The sequence below is a fragment of the Marinobacter sp. M3C genome (assembly GCF_023311895.1).
Lineage (GTDB): Bacteria > Pseudomonadota > Gammaproteobacteria > Pseudomonadales > Oleiphilaceae > Marinobacter.
The window spans coordinates 871,444-889,560 of record NZ_CP092284.1 but is presented as its reverse complement, the minus strand read 5'-3'; the positions used below and the strand labels follow the sequence as shown (position 1 = coordinate 889,560).

Genomic DNA, 18,117 nt, shown 5'->3' with positions numbered 1-18,117 from the left:
CACAGTAGTCAGGAGAGATACGCACCATGACGGTTGAATCGCAAAAAGAAACTCTGGGTTTTCAGACCGAAGTAAAGCAGCTGCTTCAGCTGATGATTCACTCCTTGTATTCCAACAAGGAAATTTTCCTTCGTGAGCTGGTTTCCAACGCTTCTGACGCAGAAGACAAGCTGCGCTTCGCCGCTCTGAAAGACGACGGCCTGTACGAAGGCGATTCCGAACTCAAAATCCGCCTGGCGTACGATGCCGAAGCCAATACCGTCACCTTGAGTGATAACGGCATTGGTATGGCCCGCGAAGACGTAGTCAGCAATCTGGGTACCATTGCCCGTTCCGGCACCGCGGACTTCCTGAAGCAGATGTCTGGTGATGAGAAGAAAGACAGCAAGCTGATCGGCCAGTTTGGTGTAGGCTTTTACTCGTCATTCATTGTGGCTGACCAAGTTGACGTATTTACCCGCCGCGCCGGTGCGCCTGCATCCGAAGGCGTGCATTGGGCGTCTAAGGGCGACGGTGAGTTCACCATTGAAACCGTTGAACGCGCCCAGCGTGGTACCGAGATTGTTCTGCAGCTGAAGCCGGAAGCCAAAGAATTCGCCGATGGCATGCGTCTGCGCAATCTGGTGAAGAAGTACTCTGACCACATTTCGTTCCCGGTGGTTATGGCGTCTGAATCCGAGGAAGAAGAGCAAAAGGGCAAAGACGAAACGGTCAACGATGCCACTGCACTCTGGACATTGCCGCGCACGGAAATTAAAGACCAAGAATACAAAGAATTCTACAAGCATATCTCCCACGATTTTGAAGACCCGCTGAGCTGGTCTCACAACAAAGTGGAAGGCAAACTGGACTACACCACCCTACTGTACCTTCCGGCGCGCGCGCCGTTTGACCTGTACAACCGCGAAACACCCCGTGGCTTGAAACTCTACGTTCAGCGCGTGTTCATTATGGACGACGCCGAACAGTTCCTGCCGCTGTACCTGCGCTTTACCAAAGGCGTGGTTGATTCCAGCGATCTGTCGCTGAACGTGTCCCGTGAAATTCTGCAGAACGACAGTATCGTCGACAGCATTCGCACCGCGGTCACCAAACGGGTTCTGGACATGCTGTCGAAGCTGTCCAAAAAAGAAGGCGACGAGTACCAGAAATTCTGGAACGAATTTGGCGCTGTGCTAAAAGAAGGCCCGGCGGAAGACTTCAGCAACCGCGAAAAAATCGCCGGCCTGCTGCGTTTTGCCTCTACCCACACCGGTGAAGAAGCCCAGAATGTATCTCTGGAGCACTACATCGGCCGCATGAAAGAAGGCCAGAAAAAGATTTACTACATCACTGCTGACAACTTCATGGCCGCCAAGAGCAGCCCGCACCTGGAAGTGTTCCGCAAGAAAGGCATTGAAGTACTGATTCTGTCTGACCGCATTGACGAGTGGATGATGGGCTACCTCAATGAGTTCGACAGCAAGCAGTTCCAGGACGTGGCTCGCGGTGAGCTGGACCTGGGCGATGTAGAAACCGAAGAAGACAAAAAACACCAGGAAGAAGCCACCAAAGAACACCAAGGCTTGCTCGAGCGTATCAAAAAAGCGTTGGACGCGCGGGTTCAGGAAGTGCGTGTAACCAATCGACTGACCGATTCGCCGGCTTGCTTGGTAGTGGCCGAGTTCGATATGGGTGCCCAGATGAAGAAGATTATGGAAGCCGCTGGCCAGAGCGTGCCAGACAGCAAGCCGATCTTCGAAATCAACGTGGACCACCCGCTGGTGCAGCGCTTGGAGCGTGAGCAGAGTGAAGATCGCTTTGGCGAGCTGTCTGCGGTTCTGCTTGACCAGGCGACCCTGGCCAGTGGCGAACAGTTGAAAGACCCAGGCGCTTACGTAACACGCCTGAACCGTCTGCTGTTGGAGCTGGCTAACTAAGCCAGACTGGACACGATCCATGCAGCGCATTGTGGTGGACATCAGCATTGGCCCTGACGAGTGGATAAAGCTCTATCAGGGCCTTGCACAAGATGTGACCGGGCGGGCCCGGGACGGACGCTCTGTCCGTTTCCCGGCTCGAATCCTTTCTCGCTTTTATCTGAACGATGGCGTTCGCGGCAGTTTTTGCATCAGCTTCAACGACCAAGGCAAGTTTGAAACTATAGAACGCGTATAATCCCTTCTTATCTATCTCCTAATTTTTTGGCATCCTCAGTGCCACTGTTGTTATCAATCTTTTTATCACTTTTTCACCGCTGTTTTGACCTGCTCTGGAGCGCTCATGCGAATTATTCTGGCCCCGATGGAAGGGCTGGTGGATGCACCCATCCGTGAAACCCTCACCAAAGTGGGCGGCATTGACCGGTGCGTGACCGAATTTATTCGCGTGACCCATGGCATGCTGCCGCCGCGGATTTTCTACAAATACGCGCCCGAACTTCATAACAACTCCCTGACCCGGGTGGGCGTGCCGGTGGCAGTTCAGCTGCTGGGTTCCGACCCGCACATGATGGCCCGCCACGGTGCCAAAGCGGCAGAACTGGGCGCCACCCAGGTGGACATCAACTTTGGCTGCCCGGCCAAAACCGTGAACCAGCATAAAGGCGGTTGTGTGTTGATGCGTGAGCCCGAGCTAATGCACGAAATTGTTGCCGCCGTGCGCCAGGCGGTGCCTGCGACGGTTTTGGTGACAGCCAAAATGCGCCTGGGTTACGACGACCGCTCGATGGGTGTGGCCTGTGCGCAAGCTTTGGAGGCAGCCGGTGCCGGCGAAATCGTGATTCACGCCCGCAGCAAAAAAGACGGTTATAAGCCGCCTGCCTACTGGGAAGAAATTGCCAAGGCGCGGGAAGCGGTAAAGGCCAAGGTGATCGCCAACGGTGACATTTTTACCGTGGCCGACTACTGGCGTTGTCGTGAAGTGTCTGGCTGTGACGATGTGATGATTGGCCGTGGCCTGGTGGCGCGGCCAGACCTGGCTCGGCAGATTCGCGCCAGCCAGCGCGGTGAAAGCGTCGAGCCGATGGCCTGGCCAGAAGCACTGGCTCTGGTGCAGGAATACGGGGTCGCGCTTCAGGGCTGGCTGGAGGACAAGTACGTAACCGGGCGCATCAAACAGTGGATGAACTATCTGCGCCAAGGCTTTAGCGAAGCCCAAGCCCTTTGGCCCCAGGCACGCAAAATTCGTGAAGTGGCACCTATGTTCGAGTTCCTTAATCAGGCCACAGCCGTCGATCAACGTTTAATTAATTTCGGCCAACAGCAGGGTGTCGCGAACAGTCTAAGATAGTGTGTTGATATCAGATATTTGGATTTTAACCAACAAGGATCGCCCGCCATGAAAACCGTGGTTAGTGTAAGTCTGGGCTCCAGTGAACACGATTACGATGTGCAAACTCACTTTCTGGGGCAATCGTTCCGGGTGATTCGAACCGGCACCGATGCTAATCAGCAGCGGGCAGAGCAGATTCTGCGGGCCTTGGAAGTAGACGCGATTGGTCTGAGCATGGTCCATGACCACTATCAGGTCGGCCGCGAACGCCTGAAAAACGCGCAAACTGCGCAGTTGCAAGCCTGTGTGCCAAACACATCAGTAACAACGGGCGTTGGCCTGCGGGGCATACTGCAGGAATGGGCGGTGCGCCGAACCCAGGCGAGCCTGGGGCATTTTTTTGATAACGCCCGGGTACTGTGCCTGAATGGCAAAGCCAGCTATCGCATCGCCCGCGCTTTGAGCGAGCACACCGAAAACTTCCAGTTTGCCGACCCTTACCTTGAATACGGCGTACCCGGTTTTCTGACGTCTCTGGCGCAGCTTGAACGCTATGTTGCGCTGACGGCGCCTTTGGCCACGACCCCAAGCGCTGTAAAAATTGTGGAAGCGCTGTTGGGCAGCCCACTGTATCGCATGGGGGAAAAACGCTTACAAATGAGCTTGCAGTCGGCGGTAAAAAAAGCCCACGTCATTGTTGGCAATATGGGCGACCTGGCGCCGTTCACCCGTGAACAGCTGGACGGTAAAACCGTGATTACCTCGCGGGTGTCGGAATCTGGTCTGGATTGGATGCGCTCCCGCGGTGTGGCTATGGTGGTGGACTACAGCCCGTGGCTGGAAGGCCGCCCGGTGGGCGTGAACGTGATGGATGCGATGATCAGCGCGGCTCTTTCACGGACGCCACGTCAACTGGGGCCAGATGATTATCTGGACGTTATTCAGACCCTGGGCATAGAACCACGCATTCTTTACCCCGACGGCTATCGCCGCATTAACCGCATGGCGTTTGTGATTCATCCCCTGTCACAGCAGTACCTGACCAAAACCCCACCGCTTGACCTGATTGCCGCGGTAGCACCAAAATCGGTGATGAACCTGATCGAAAAAGCCGTGGCCTATGCGCCACCGTTTATCTATTCTGAAATTTCCGGTTTGAAGTCGCCCACCGGCGATGAAGTGGAAGGCTATCTTATTACCGTGGGCGGCACGCCAAAAGAAATTATGGCCCACGATCCCGAATTTACTTACAGCCGCCTGTTGGCTGCCGCCGAACTGGCGAAAAAGCTGGGCGCGCAAATCATGGGCCTGGGTGCGTTTACCAAAGTGGTGGGCGACGCCGGTATTACCGTCGCCAAGCGAGCGCCGCTGCCCATCACCACCGGCAACAGTTACAGTGCTTCTGGTGCCTTGTGGGCTGCCCACGAAGCCGTGAAGAAGATTGGCCGCGCCAAAATAGGCGATAACGGTAAAATGCAGGGCAAAGCCATGGTGGTTGGAGCCACCGGTGCCATTGGCTCTGTGTGCGCGCGACTGCTGGCAAAAGCCGTGGACGAGATTTATCTGGCGGCACCGGAACCGGCAAAACTGCTGGCGTTAAAAGCCGCTATTGAACAGGAAACCCCGGGCGCCATCGTGCACGTGGCTGGCGCAGCCGATCGTGATCTGGCGCAGATGGACATGATTGTGACGGCTACCTCTGGCGCGGGTAAGCGGGTGCTGGACATCATGCAGGTAAAACCTGGCTGCGTGATTACCGACGTGGCCCGACCTTTGGACATTTCAGCGGAAGACGTTGCCAAACGGCCTGATGTGTTGGTGATCGAATCGGGTGAAATCTTGTTGCCCGGCAACGTCCGTATGAAAGATATAGGCTTACCCAAAGGCATTGCCTACGCCTGCCTGGCGGAAACTATGGTGTTGGCGCTGGAAGGGCGATTCGAGAATTTTACCCTTGGCCGTAACATTGAATGGGAGAAGGTGCGGGAGATTTATAAACTAGGTCTGAAACACGGCATGACGCTGGCCGCTATTTCCGGTGTGAACGGCGTGTTCACTGAAGAAGATTTTGCGCGTGTGCGTTTGCTGGCGGAACACGTTGATGCGGCTTCACGGTCATAGTCAAAAGCTAACAGCTACAGTAGTCAAAGAAAATTATCTTAATGTTAGTCTACTGCCTTACAGTCACGTTACGCTACAGCACAGAAGCAAATCATAATTGCGACTCTGTCTTTGAGTGAAGCCAACGTTCCCCGAAAATAGTGGAGAAAAACATGGCTGATAATAGCCCTACTGCAGGTAAATGCCCGGTAATGCACGGTGGAAACACCACATCCGGCGACAGCAACATGAAGTGGTGGCCAAGCGCCCTTAACTTGGCCATCCTTAATCAGCACGATAGCAAAACCAAGCCGTTGGGTGCCGCTGTTAACTATCGTGAAGAGCTGAAAAAGCTGGATGTTGATGCTCTTAAAAAAGACCTGACCGACTTGATGACCGACAGCCAGGATTGGTGGCCGGCGGATTGGGGCCATTACGGCGGCCTGATGATTCGTCTGGCGTGGCACGCAGCCGGTTCCTACCGCGTTGGCGATGGCCGCGGTGGCGCAGGCACTGGCAACCAGCGTTTCGCTCCGCTGAACTCCTGGCCGGATAACGGCAACCTCGACAAAGCCCGCCGCCTGCTGTGGCCCATAAAGCGGAAGTACGGCAACAAGCTGAGCTGGGCTGACCTGATTTTGTTGGCGGGTAATGTGGCTTATGAATCCATGGGCTTCAAAACCTTTGGCTTCGCTTTTGGCCGTGAAGACATCTGGCACCCGGAAGAAGACATCTACTGGGGCGCGGAAAACGAGTGGCTGGCTACCAGTGACAACGAAAAGAGCCGTTACAGTGGTGATCGCGATATGGAAAACCCGCTAGCCTCGGTGATGATGGGCTTGATCTACGTGAACCCCGAGGGCGTTGACGGCAACCCGGACCCGCTTGCAACTGCCCGCGACGTGCGCGAAACCTTTAAACGCATGGCCATGAACGACGAAGAAACCGTCGCGTTGACCGCTGGCGGTCACACCGTGGGTAAATGCCACGGTAATGGCGACCCCGCAAATCTGGGCGAAGCACCGGAAGGCGCCGAAGTGGAAGAGCAAGGCCTGGGCTGGAATAAAAAGACCGGTACTGTGGGCAACCACACGGTTACCAGTGGCCTTGAAGGTGCCTGGACCACCAATCCTACCCAATGGGACGACGGCTATTTCAAGCTGCTCATGAACCACGAGTGGGAACTGACCAAGAGCCCGGCTGGCGCTTGGCAGTGGGAACCTGTGGACATGAAAGAAGAAGACAAGCCGGTGGATGCGGAGAACCCATCCGTGCGTCGCAACCCGATCATGACTGACGCCGACATGGCCATGAAAATGGACCCTGCGTACCGCAAAATCTCTGAGAGATTCGCTAGTGATCAGGCCTACTTTGAAGACGTGTTTGCCCGCGCCTGGTTCAAACTGACTCATCGCGACCTTGGACCAAAAGTGCGCTACGTTGGTCCGGAAGTACCTCAGGAAGAATTGATCTGGCAAGACCCGATCCCCGCCGGCAATACCGGTTATAACGTAGAAGCAGTTAAAGCAAAGATTGCTGCCAGTGGCTTGAACGCTACCGACATGATCAATACCGCTTGGGACAGTGCCCGTACCTACCGCGGCTCGGATATGCGTGGCGGTGCTAACGGAGCTCGAATCCGTCTGGCCCCCCAGAAAAACTGGGAAGGCAACGAACCCGAACGCCTGGCTCAAGTGTTAACCGTGCTGGAAGCTATTGCCGCAGACACAGGTGCAAGTGTGGCGGATGTGATTGTGCTGGCGGGTAATATTGGCGTAGAGCAGGCGGCCAAAGCCGCAGGTGTCAGCGTCAATGTGCCATTCTCAGCCGGCCGCGGCGATGCCACCGACGAGATGACCGATGTGGAATCTTTTGAGCCGCTGGAGCCCATTCACGATGGTTTCCGTAACTGGGTCAAAAAAGATTACACGGTTACCCCGGAAAAACTGTTGTTGGATCGTGCTCAGTTGATGGGCCTTACAGCGCCGGAGATGACGGTGCTATTAGGCGGCATGCGTGTGCTTGGCACCAACCACGGTGGCAGCAAGCACGGCGTATTCACTAACAGGGAAGGGCAACTGACCAACGACTTTTTTGTGAACTTGACCGACATGGGAAACAGCTGGAAACCGACCGGTAAAAACTCCTACGAGATTCGCGATCGCAAAACAGACGCGGTGAAGTGGACTGCTACCCGAGTAGACCTGGTGTTTGGTTCCAACTCGATCCTGCGTTCCTACGCAGAACTGTATGCTCAGGACGACAACAAAGAGCGCTTTGCGCACGACTTTGTGACCGTCTGGGCCAAAGTCATGAACGCTGACCGGTTTGATATCGCGTAAGTGTGAATGGTATTTAAAAGGGCGCTTCAACGAGAGTTGAAGCGCCCTTTTTTTATTAAAAATGACTCTTTTTAGATCAGCGTGCTTCATGTGAACATGAATATATTATGAATTAATCGCAACGCCGTAATCATTGTTAAATTTTAGCGCTTATGCGAACTTAGATAGTGACTTAGCGCAGAGTTTTTTTTGGCATCAGGTTTCTACCCTGCACTATGGTTTGATTTATCGCACTGTCGAATCGAAAGTCTAATATTGATTTTAACCAAGAGCTTAGTGAAGACTCATCAAACTTGGAGGTTGCTATGAATAAAGACATCGCTGAAGGTAAATGGAAACAACTCAAAGGCACGGTTCGTGAGACCTGGGGCAAACTGACTGACGATGAAGTAGACGAGATTGGTGGCCGTAAAGATCACTTCTTGGGCAAAGTTCAAGAAAAATACGGCATGAGCAAGGAGGATGCCGAAAAAGAGTGGGATAAGTTACATAACTCTTAAGAATTTGCGGTTTTGATCATCGCTTAAATCGATGCCTGCATTGTAATGTTTCATACATTAGGTGCAGGTATCGATTTTTTCAATCTAAAGTGAATGTTTTACACGAGCGCCTCGAACGTATTCCCCAAAGCCTTTATTCGAATCCCCGCCCTTCACCCGCTTCCTCTTGAGTCACTCCGTCGCGGATGTGATAAATGCGTTTGAACGTTGGAATAATTTTTTCATCGTGCGTCACAACGATAATCGCTGTTTCGTACTTTCGCGCCATGTGGTTGAGAATGCGAATAACGGCCATAGCACGCTCACTGTCGAGCGGTGCGGTCGGTTCGTCGGCCAATATTACCGGCGGCCGGTTGACCAAGCCCCGTGCAATGGCTACCCGCTGCTGCTCGCCACCGGAGAGCTGTGAAGGCATGGCGCTGGCACGGTGTTGCACATCCAGCGCCGTGAGCAGTTCCAAAGCCTTGGAACGGGCCTCGCCATTGGGAATACCCCGCAACATCGGCAGCAGTGCTACGTTATCGGTCACGTCAAGAAACGGAATCAGATACGGCGCCTGGAATACAAAGCCAATTTTGTCCCGTCGCAGAGCGCGCAGGTCACGCACTTTCCAGCCGTCGTCAAAGATAACCTGATCACCCAGAGTCATGCGTCCCGCAGTTGGGTCAATCACTGCGCCCAGACATTTGAGCAAAGTACTTTTGCCAGAGCCTGAAGGCCCGATCAGGCCCACAACTTCTCCTGGCGCAACCTGCATGTCCACGTGTTTTAAAGCGTCGACGGCCGTGTCACCCTCGCCATAGCGCTTGCTTACGCCTTCAATACGAATGCCTTTTCCCTTCATTTCATCCTCCGATGGCTTCGGCTGGGTCTACCTTGAGCGCCATGCGAATAGCGACAATGCTGGCCAGCACACAGATCAACATCACGGCGAAAAAACCGATGACGGAATCCAACGGCATCAATAACACATACTTGGGGAATATAGGCGCAGCGAAAGTGGCTGTAATCTTGCCTACCACGAAGCCGATGACGCCCAGCGCCAGGGCCTGCTGCATGATCATCGCGGCGATGGTGCGATTCTTGGTGCCAATCAGTTTCAGTACCGCGATTTCGCGAATTTTATCCATGGTCAGGGTGTAAATAATGAACGCTACAATGGCCGCGCTAACGACCGCAAGAATCACCAGAAACATGCCAATCTGCTTAGCCGAGGTAGCGATCAACTTGCCAACCAAAATGCCTTCCATCTGGGCACGGGTGTAGACGGTCAGACGCTTCCAACGGCGGATAGACTCCGCGACTTCGTCTGGCACCTGGCCGGGTTTTAGGGTCACCAACACGGCGTTGACGAACGCGTTGGTGCTCTGTGACGCAATTATGGCGTCTAGCAGACCGGGAACGCTGGGCCGGTTGAATGCCGGGTTAGCTTCCGTGCGCCGCCGGCTTTGCCAGATGGCGTCGTTGTCCTTCAGAAACTGAGCTTCCTGGGCGTCTTTGAGCGGTACGAATATCATTGGGTCGCCGTTTGTTGACACCATTCGCCGGGTAAGTCCCACAACGGTGTAGAAGTTGCGGCGAATAGCCAGGCGCTCACCCAGTTTGAACCCGCTGGCGATATCGGCCACGGCTTCATAGTGTCCGCGGGTGATCTGGCGGCCCGCGACCAGGTAGAGTGGCCACCCGGGGGTGACACCCAGCTCGCCGGGCGCGATGCCAACAACCATGGTGCGCACATCGCTATCGCCCTTTTGTACCTGCATGGTCAGGTAGGTCACGTTCGCAGCTTGGGCCACGCCCGGCATGGCCAGAAGGGTGCGGTAAATGTCGTCGTTCACGCTAGACGGTTCCGCGTAAGGCCCGAGCGTGTCCTTTTGTACCACCCAGATGTCAGCGCCGCTGTTGTCGAGTAGGGCTCTGCCGTCGTCTACCATGCCCCGGTAAACCCCGGCCATGGTGAGCGTCACACCAATCAGCAGGCCCAAGCCAATGCCGGTGAACACGAACTTGCCCCAGGAGTGAAGAATGTCGCGGCCGGCCAGGCTGATCACTTAGCCGCCCCTGGAATGCGGTCAACCACATTGATGCGACTGTGGGACGTTAACGCTTTTTCGCTGTAGAGCACGATTTGATCGCCATCGTTGATGCCTTCAGCAACCTGCACCCAACCATCAAGGCTGGAGGCGCCAAGAGTGACGGGGGTAAAATGCAAATCGTCGCCTGCAATTTGCCAAACACCGACGGTGTTGCCATCGCGCCTTACCGCAGCGTTGGAAATGGTCGGCGTGGTTGGTAAAGCCGGGAGGTCCACCGTAACTTCGGCCAATTCGCCGATGGGTGGCAAAGGTTCGGGAATGGTATCGAACACCACCTTGGCGAGCATTTCTTCGGTCACTGCATCGGCTTTGAGCTCAACGCGCAACACACGACCTTCCAGCGAATGCCCGCCGCGCGAGCGCAAAGCGATGTGAGCTGGCAGCCCGCCGGCCAGTCCCAATGCGCTGATCTGATCGAAGCGAACGTTGACCCAAAGACTTTCGGGATCGATAATTTCCACCACTGCTTGGCCGGCGACGATTGTCGTGCCTGGGTCGGCATAGCGCACGGCGACCACGCCATCGACCGGAGCAATCAGCCGTAAATTGTTGCGCTGCGCCACCAGTCCTTCACGGTCTGAGCGCACCCGGGCGAGATCTTCTTGAGCGCCTGCCAGAGCAGCCTCGGTGATTCTTAGCTCTTGTTGCTTAGTGGTTAGAACCTCCTCGCTTGTTGAGCGCACGGCGAACAGCTGCTCATAGCGGCGTGCTTGAGTCTTTGCGAAGGCCTGTCGTGCTTGTGCTTCACGCAACGCGGCTTGTGCGCTCCGGTATGCGGATTCCTGCGAGCGTACCCGATCATCAAGATCGACAGGGTTCATCTCGCCAAGTATTTGCCCCGACTGAACCAGGTCGCCCACTTGCACATCCAGGCTTTCAATACGCCCGGCGAACGTGGGCCCAATTTTGTAGGTGTAGCGCGCCTCAATGGTGCCTATACCGAATAGCCCGGGTGCAACTGCCCGTGACTCAACGGTTACCACCGTCACAGCAACCGGCGCCAAGGGCCCGGAGCGCAGACCAACGTAAATAAACAACACCACTAACGGAACGATAACCGCCAGCATGGCTAAGGTGCGGCCGTGTAAAGGCAGGCCTTTCATAAGTCACTCCCAATACCACGCCGATAAATCGCAAACACCCGCGGTGCTTCCTGGCGAATACGTTCGATATTGCCCGTCAGCAGCGATTGCATAACCAAGCCCTGAATCGTGCCAATAAACAGCAAGGCCGCAGCTTCGTTATCCAGTGAAGGTATCAGCTCACCATTGGACTTACCTTTCTCGATCAGCCCATGCAGGCGTTCTGCGTAGCTCTTGAGCAAGGCCTGTACCATCCGCTTGGCCGGCGTGGGTTCGGCGCGTTGAAGCTCGCCAAAAATCATACGAGGTACGCCAGGGTGCTCGGCGACGAATTCGGCGTGGCTCATGAAGATTGCCTCCATGGCTGCTAAAGGCGATTCGATTCCTTCTATGGAGCGATCGATTCGTGTAAGAAGACGTTCTGCCACCCACTCCATAACGGCTCGCCAGATGGCCTCCTTATTCGGAAAGTGCCGAAACAAAGCCCCCTGGGTCAGATTCATGTGCTTGGCGATCGCAGCCGTTGTAATCTCGCTGGGATTTTTTGAACCGGCAAGCTGAAGCACAGAATCGACTATGACGGCACGCCGTTCATTGGCTGGAAGGTGATTGGGGCGATTATTCACGGTAATTTCCCTCAACTAAGATAGTAATTGGTTACTATCTTAGTTGAGGGAAATTGAACCCGCAACTAACGACACCGGGACTCAAAAAAAGGATACTGAACGCTCACGAAAGATGGGCAGGCCCAACAACACACTAGCATTGGTTTTTAAGGATTATTAATGCACGCGACTTCGGATTTTATTGAAAAACTGGGCATTCGCTTCCCGATTATTCAGGCACCGATGGCTGGGGTATCTACGCCGGAGTTGGCCGCTGCGGTGTCGAACGCAGGCGGGCTTGGTTCGCTGGGGATTGGCGCGAGCACTCTTGATCAGGCCCGAAACATGATTGAACAGACGCGCCGGCTAACCGGACAGCCGTTCAATGTGAACGTTTTTTGCCACGCCCCTGCAACGCGTGATCTTGATAGGGAAAATGCGTGGCTTGCCTATCTTGCTCCACTGTTCAGCGAAGCCGGGCTAGATACGCCTGATCAGCTCGACGAAATTTACACATCATTCCTTGTCGACGATGAACAATTCGAGATGCTGCTTGAGCTGCGCCCGGCGGTCGTCAGTTTTCATTTCGGCATACCCGCAGCCGACCGCATTGCCTGTTTGCGCGAGGCTGGCATTTACACCATGGCGACGGCGACGAATCTTTACGACGCCACGCTGATTGAACAAGCGGGAATAGACGCCATTGTTGCCCAAGGTATTGAAGCTGGCGGGCACAGGGGCATGTTTCACCCAGAGGTAACAGATGAGTGCATGAGCACACTGGTGCTCGTGCGGTTGCTCGCGGCAAAAACCACACTTCCCATCATTGCGGCGGGCGGCATTATGGACGGCCATGCCGTCAACTCGGTGCTGAACCTTGGCGCCGTAGCCGCCCAGCTTGGAACAGCCTTTGTTCTGTGCCCCGAATCTGCGGCGAATAGCGCCTATCGCGAAAATTTGAAAAGCCAACGAGCATCGCAGACACGATTGACGGATGTCCTATCCGGCCGGCCGGCACGGGGGATGGTTAATCGATTGATTACATTTGGCGAAGCAGACGGCAGCCCGTTTCCCGCGGATTATCCGCTGGCTTACGATGCGGCTAAACGGCTCAGTGGAGCCGCGTCCAAACTGGGAAACAACGAATTTGCCGCACAATGGGCGGGGCAGGGAGCGCCGTTGGCGCGTGAACTGCCAGCGGCGGAGTTGATGAGCGTGCTGATGGCTGAAACTCGCATCGAATAGTAGATCTACCTCAATTTTGTTCAATATTCTATGCCGCCGGGCATGTCAGAATCCGCTCCTGATTCGACCGGAGAGTGTATGACCATGTCTTTGATTCTGCCCATGTGCGCGTTTGCCTTAGCGGCATCTATTTCACCCGGGCCTGTAAATCTTGTGTGCCTGAGCAGTGGTACCCGCTACCCGATTGCCACCGGCTTAACGTTTGTTACCGGTGCAACGCTGAGTTTTATCGTGCTCTTCATTGCGGTAGGGCTGGGACTTTATTCACTGCTGACGATAGTGCCGGGGCTGCAAAGTATGTTGCGCTGGGCAGGCATCGCATTTTTGCTTTATCTGAGTATCAAGTTAGCCCTGGACAGCGGTCAATTGCCAGACGCTGGCAGCAAAAAGGCACCGGGCTTCATGACAGGCGCCTTGATGCAGTGGTTGAACCCCAAAGCCTGGCTTGCCTCGGCTTCTGGTATCGGGGCGTTCACTAACGCAAACGATCTGAGCCAGGTCTTGCTGTTTGCTGCTCTTTACCTGCCAATCTGCTGGTTGTCACTGGCTTGCTGGGTTTACGCCGGCGCATTCATGCGCCGATATGTTCAAAAACCCGTCATCCTGATGACCATCAACCGCACACTGGCGTTATTACTTGCTGCCAGCTGCGTGTACCTTGTCGTTGGCTGAACCGAGACGGTACTGGTTTGGAGTTGCGGCCACTCGTAGCTTGAACGCACGCTGAAAGTGAGGCTGATCGGCAAAGCCTACATTCAGGGCTGCCTCGGCAATGGGCGTACCTTGTTTTAGCTCACTCTGGCCGAGTTGCACGCGTCGGTTCACTAGGTACGCATGGGGAGTAAAACCGAATGCCTGTTTAAAGGAGCGGATCAAATGGCCCTCGCTTAAACTTGAAAGGGTGCATAGGGTCTCCAGCGAAACATCTTCCGTCGCATGCTGATCTATATAGCGTGCCAGTTGTGTTAGAACCACTGCGGTAGCCGGCTGCTGATTGATTGGCTGAGTTGCTAGCTCGTGCATGAGACCTGATAGAAATGTCTCTAATTCTTTCTGCTTGTCTGTCACCGCAGACTGGGTATCCAACAGGCAATCTGAGAGATGGCAGTAACGATCGAACCAGCGGGTATCGGATAGCACAGCCGTGTGTAGATCCTGCCAGGCTGGGGTAGGGAGTAAACCCGCTTGGAATCGCAAATTTGTTAACCACTGGGTATCAACATACATCATTAAATATGACCAGGGACGGTTATCTATTGGATTGCACGCGTGCGCCCACTCCGGGTTCATCGTCACCAGGTCTCCGGCATTGACAGGAAAATGGTTGTCGCGATAGCGAAACGTACTTGCTCCGCTGGTAATCGCACCTAATGACCAATGTGGATGGCTGTGGAGGGCATAGCAGGCCTGGCGCCCGTCCGCGACCTTACGAAGTTCTACGTGAGGCATGCGTTCGTCGCGCCAGAAAATCGGGGAAAATGAAGAAGCGATCATTGCTTGTCATCCTGAGAAATGCTCAAGTAACTTACTTCACGTTCACGCTTTTTAAAAGAAAACCGGTGCCGATTTATTTTCTTGGGAAAACAATCAGTCACCGGTTTTTTTAAAACTTCATCATTCAAACGTTGGCAATTAGGCCTTCGCGACCCAAGTCTGACACCAGCCGTTGGTCTCTACGCTATTTTGCGGGAACAATGTACAGCCGTTGTTGGCTTCTTGGAAGAAATTGCAATTTGCGCAGTGTTCACCCGCCGCATAAGCCGGGTGGCCGGCGGCTTCTTCGGCCACTTTAACGTAATTCAACCCTTTGGCTTGGGGGGTTGTTGGGTCGAGCGGTGGAAGGCTCTGGGCGAAAGCGCGCTGTGATAATATGCCCATACCAAGAGGTAGAGCAGCCATACCGAGCAAACTGTGGCGCATAAACTTGCGACGACTCTGATCAGCCATGATAGTTCCTTATATGTGTTTAAATTAGGAATATTAACCAGTTATTAATCTTCACGATGTTTTATACGTTTCACAGTGAGAATAGATCGAATTGAAAAAACATTCAAATCTTCACTTCATGCAGATCAACTCGTTTCTTAAATAAGAAAGAGGTTGATAATTAAACAGATTGTTAAATGGGATGCATTCTCAATATGTTTCAATAATAATTATCATTACCTTTATTTGCTCCGCCTGCGTATTTCTAGCAATGAGCTAATAGTCAACGTAATGATGGTAAGTGGTATTACTAAATAAAGTACCACTGCACCAAATCCGGGTAGAGCGTCATGTTGAGTTGTTGCCAGAACGAGGTAGAGTGTGTAAACCACGTAATACCCCAAGAAAAGGCTGCCTTCTGGCCGGCTGATTCCGCCACCTGTGAAGAATATGGGCAAACAGGCAAACGCAACGGCTATCATTACGGGAAGATCAAAGCTAATAACGGCGGGTGGAACCTCAATTCCAGACGGCGCAACAATGCTGGCAACACCCAGAACACCCATCAAGTTAAAAATATTGCTACCGATAACATTGCCGACGGCGATGTCCCGTTGACCGCGAATAGCCGCAATGAGAGAGGTAACCACCTCGGGTAAGGATGTTCCAGCCGCAACAATTGTAAGGCCGATAATAAGTTCGCTGACGCCCATATATTGAGCAAATGAGACTGCGCCATCAACCAGCCAGCGTGAGCCGACAACCAATAAAGTCAAACCTCCGAGGATAAGGAGACTATTTTTTAGCGTGTCACTACTTGTGCGCTTCGGACCTTTGGATTCATTAATGCCCTCTTTATCACGTTCGAGACTTTCTTTGCGACTCAGGTAAATCAACACCCCAATATAGCCGCCGAGACCGGTTACCAGCATTATGCCGTCTGCGCGACTGACGCTGCCATCCAGCGAAAGAAGCAAAACAATAACCGAGAGTGCGATCATGACGGGCACATCAAGTCGCAGGAGTTGTTTCGACACAACAAGTGGCACAATTAACGCCGAAAGCCCGAGTATAAAAAGAACGTTGAAGATATTGCTGCCGATGACGTTGCCGACAGCAACACCCGATTGGCCCGATAGAGCCGCTTTAACACTGACCGCAAGTTCTGGCGAACTGGTGCCGAATGCGACAACGGTCAACCCGATAATTAATGGCGATATACCGAAGCCCAGTGCGAAACGGGATGCACCCCTGACTAAAGCTTCGGCACCTAAAACCAAGAAAACCAACCCAGCACTGAAGAGAACAAAGGCCATACGTTTCTCGCAAGTTTGCTTAATGACCGCACAAAGCGCATTAACATTAAGCTGGCATGAGTGTACGCTCGGTACGCCAGAAAAATTGCATAGATTTATTTTTCTTTTAAAGCCGGTGTAGCGAGAAATAATACTTGCTTAACGACTCATTAATTCAGGATATTAAAGATAATAACACTCGGCGGTCTTCAGCTCCAAGTGCAACACTTGGTTCAATGAACGCGGGCTTTCTTTCGTCTAGCGATGCCAAATAAAGCTAAACCTAAACCCAACAATAAGGCTGTTGAAGGTTCGGGTAGGCGGGCTAAATTATTGTAAGCGGTAGCTGCGCCGTTTTTGCAACCGTCCGCTCCCAATGTGGCATTTGCGCCTAAAGTGACATAATTTGTCGCTGAAAAAGCGCCGCCACAATAGTCACCTACGCCTAACATTACAGCACTGTCCCCGGCGGAAATGTAGCCTTTCGATAGAACAAGGCCTCTGAATTTCGCTCCAGCGCCTAGTGTTGTGTAACCTTCGCCGGCCCCGACCGTTTTGTCGCCTAAGATATTCCAGATAATGCTGCTCTCATCAGTTACGTTCAAAAGCTCTATATTTGCGAGCGCACCAAAGGTCATGTAGTTCGAGATGTTGAAAACCCAAGAGGAATCTACACCTCCGCCATCAAGGGTGATGGTTGTGCCGGCAGCAACCGTTAGATAATCTGCGACACTGTAGAGACCAGCTCCGAGCAGTTCGTCATTTGTCCCGAAACCGACGGCTAGTTGCGTCCCTTGTCCGAGATCTTTGAGCGTTTGTTGGGCAGACTCAATATTTTCCGTCTGAATGATTACTTTGGGAGCGCTATACCCAGGTTCCATCGTAAGGTCTTGCTTCGTGATTACTACGGTAGCGGTAAGATCTATTCTTGTATCCGTTCCGCTCTCAACATTGCCCGCGACAACGGCCGAATTGCCGAAGCTTGCGTACGTTCCTGTTTTAATGTCGCCGCTGAGCCCGGCACCTGCGCCAGCGCTTGTGTATGTGCCACTTTTAATATTGCCTTTGACCGCTCCCGAGGCGCCGATAGATGCGAAGGTTCCAGCCTCAATATTACCGCCAGCAATTGAACCCGCACCTGTTGATATCGCGCCGGGGCTCTGCATATTGCCACCGGCGGTTGCCAATGCACCTACTGTTACGTAAACATTGGCATAAATCGACTGGTTATTTAGCTCCGCATTTAACAAGGGCATCGCTTGTGCGCTAGACGCCGCAGCGATGATCGAAATAAAGAGTAGTGATTTAGTGTGTTTCATAGAGGTCCTTTTTCATAATATCCATTGAAAAATAACACTGCAAGTGAGCCAAAAACCTAGAAGCAATGATTAATGCTTTTTTGAAACTCGTAGAATTTCCACCTATTTGGTTCTGATTTTGATTAATGCATTTATCATGCCATTATATTTAATATCACTATAAATCATAATCGTACATTATATATCAGATTTACCGCCAATGAATTTGTAAAATAAGCTGACGTTATTTTGGTGGATCTGATTACTGTGCGTCGTTATAGCTACTCCACCAAAAGTTCTACCTGCGCCCTATTTTGAGTAATCGCAGAAGAGCAGATACCTCTTGATATTAGGTGTGTTCGTTGTGGGGCACTAA

Annotated in this window: 16 protein-coding genes; 8 read left to right on the top strand and 8 right to left on the bottom strand. The window is 53.1% G+C overall.

Going from position 1 to position 18,117, the window contains the following annotated elements; translation table 11 throughout:
- Window positions 1–26 precede the first annotated feature (26 nt).
- From htpG to MIH18_RS03960, 6 genes are all read left to right on the top strand, one after another.
- On the top strand, window positions 27–1,919 hold the full coding sequence (gene htpG / locus MIH18_RS03985; protein WP_249013978.1) for a molecular chaperone HtpG: 1,893 nt from the start codon (window positions 27–29) through the stop codon (window positions 1,917–1,919).
- Window positions 1,920–1,938: 19 nt separating this feature from the next.
- Window positions 1,939–2,157, top strand: coding sequence for a DUF2835 domain-containing protein (locus tag MIH18_RS03980; RefSeq protein ID WP_249013977.1), 219 nt, complete (start codon window positions 1,939–1,941; stop codon window positions 2,155–2,157).
- Window positions 2,158–2,262: 105 nt separating this feature from the next.
- Window positions 2,263–3,270 (top strand): tRNA-dihydrouridine synthase, encoded by a 1,008-nt coding sequence (locus MIH18_RS03975; RefSeq protein ID WP_249013976.1) that lies wholly within the window; start codon window positions 2,263–2,265, stop codon window positions 3,268–3,270.
- A 48-nt stretch (window positions 3,271–3,318) separates the two neighbouring features.
- Window positions 3,319–5,373 (top strand): dehydrogenase, encoded by a 2,055-nt coding sequence (locus MIH18_RS03970; protein ID WP_249013975.1) that lies wholly within the window; start codon window positions 3,319–3,321, stop codon window positions 5,371–5,373.
- 152 nt (window positions 5,374–5,525) lie between these two features.
- On the top strand, window positions 5,526–7,694 hold the full coding sequence (katG, locus tag MIH18_RS03965) for a catalase/peroxidase HPI (RefSeq protein ID WP_249008479.1): 2,169 nt from the start codon (window positions 5,526–5,528) through the stop codon (window positions 7,692–7,694).
- Between the two features lie 305 nt (window positions 7,695–7,999).
- Window positions 8,000–8,194, top strand: a complete 195-nt coding sequence (locus MIH18_RS03960) for a CsbD family protein (RefSeq protein WP_249008480.1) — start codon at window positions 8,000–8,002, stop codon at window positions 8,192–8,194.
- Window positions 8,195–8,327: 133 nt separating this feature from the next.
- Here MIH18_RS03960 and MIH18_RS03955 read toward each other — a convergent pair whose 3' ends face one another.
- From MIH18_RS03955 to MIH18_RS03940, 4 genes are read right to left on the bottom strand one after another with little or no spacing between them, the layout of a single operon-like run.
- On the bottom strand, window positions 8,328–9,038 hold the full coding sequence (locus tag MIH18_RS03955) for an ABC transporter ATP-binding protein (RefSeq protein ID WP_249008481.1): 711 nt from the start codon (window positions 9,036–9,038) through the stop codon (window positions 8,328–8,330).
- 1 nt (window position 9,039) lies between these two features.
- The gene (locus MIH18_RS03950; protein WP_249013974.1) at window positions 9,040–10,245 is read right to left on the bottom strand and encodes an ABC transporter permease; all 1,206 of its coding nucleotides are present in this window, start codon (window positions 10,243–10,245) and stop codon (window positions 9,040–9,042) included.
- Window positions 10,242–11,393 carry an efflux RND transporter periplasmic adaptor subunit gene (locus MIH18_RS03945; RefSeq protein WP_249008483.1) on the bottom strand — a complete coding sequence of 384 codons (1,152 nt, stop codon included), beginning with the start codon at window positions 11,391–11,393 and terminating at the stop codon, window positions 10,242–10,244. The genes MIH18_RS03950 and MIH18_RS03945 overlap by 4 nt, the downstream gene beginning before the upstream one ends.
- Window positions 11,390–11,998 carry a TetR/AcrR family transcriptional regulator gene (locus tag MIH18_RS03940; RefSeq protein ID WP_249013973.1) on the bottom strand — a complete coding sequence of 203 codons (609 nt, stop codon included), beginning with the start codon at window positions 11,996–11,998 and terminating at the stop codon, window positions 11,390–11,392. The genes MIH18_RS03945 and MIH18_RS03940 overlap by 4 nt, the downstream gene beginning before the upstream one ends.
- Before the next feature lie 159 nt (window positions 11,999–12,157).
- On the opposite strand from MIH18_RS03940, the gene MIH18_RS03935 reads away from it, so the two are divergent.
- Both MIH18_RS03935 and MIH18_RS03930 read left to right on the top strand, forming a co-directional pair.
- Window positions 12,158–13,222 carry a nitronate monooxygenase gene (locus tag MIH18_RS03935; RefSeq protein ID WP_249013972.1) on the top strand — a complete coding sequence of 355 codons (1,065 nt, stop codon included), beginning with the start codon at window positions 12,158–12,160 and terminating at the stop codon, window positions 13,220–13,222.
- A gap of 84 nt (window positions 13,223–13,306) precedes the next feature.
- Window positions 13,307–13,894, top strand: coding sequence for a LysE family translocator (locus MIH18_RS03930; protein WP_249008965.1), 588 nt, complete (start codon window positions 13,307–13,309; stop codon window positions 13,892–13,894).
- Here the strand turns inward: MIH18_RS03930 and MIH18_RS03925 are convergent.
- The 4 genes from MIH18_RS03925 to MIH18_RS03910 form a co-directional block, all read right to left on the bottom strand.
- Window positions 13,856–14,716, bottom strand: a complete 861-nt coding sequence (locus MIH18_RS03925) for an AraC family transcriptional regulator (RefSeq protein WP_249013971.1) — start codon at window positions 14,714–14,716, stop codon at window positions 13,856–13,858. The genes MIH18_RS03930 and MIH18_RS03925 overlap by 39 nt on opposite strands.
- Window positions 14,717–14,854: 138 nt before the next feature.
- Window positions 14,855–15,169, bottom strand: coding sequence for a high-potential iron-sulfur protein (locus MIH18_RS03920; RefSeq protein ID WP_249008487.1), 315 nt, complete (start codon window positions 15,167–15,169; stop codon window positions 14,855–14,857).
- 221 nt (window positions 15,170–15,390) lie between these two features.
- Window positions 15,391–16,464 (bottom strand): calcium/sodium antiporter, encoded by a 1,074-nt coding sequence (locus MIH18_RS03915; RefSeq protein ID WP_249008488.1) that lies wholly within the window; start codon window positions 16,462–16,464, stop codon window positions 15,391–15,393.
- A 212-nt stretch (window positions 16,465–16,676) separates the two neighbouring features.
- A complete protein-coding gene (locus MIH18_RS03910; RefSeq protein ID WP_249013970.1) occupies window positions 16,677–17,762 on the bottom strand; it encodes an ice-binding family protein in 1,086 nt (361 codons plus the stop codon).
- Between the last annotated feature and the right edge of the window lie 355 nt (window positions 17,763–18,117).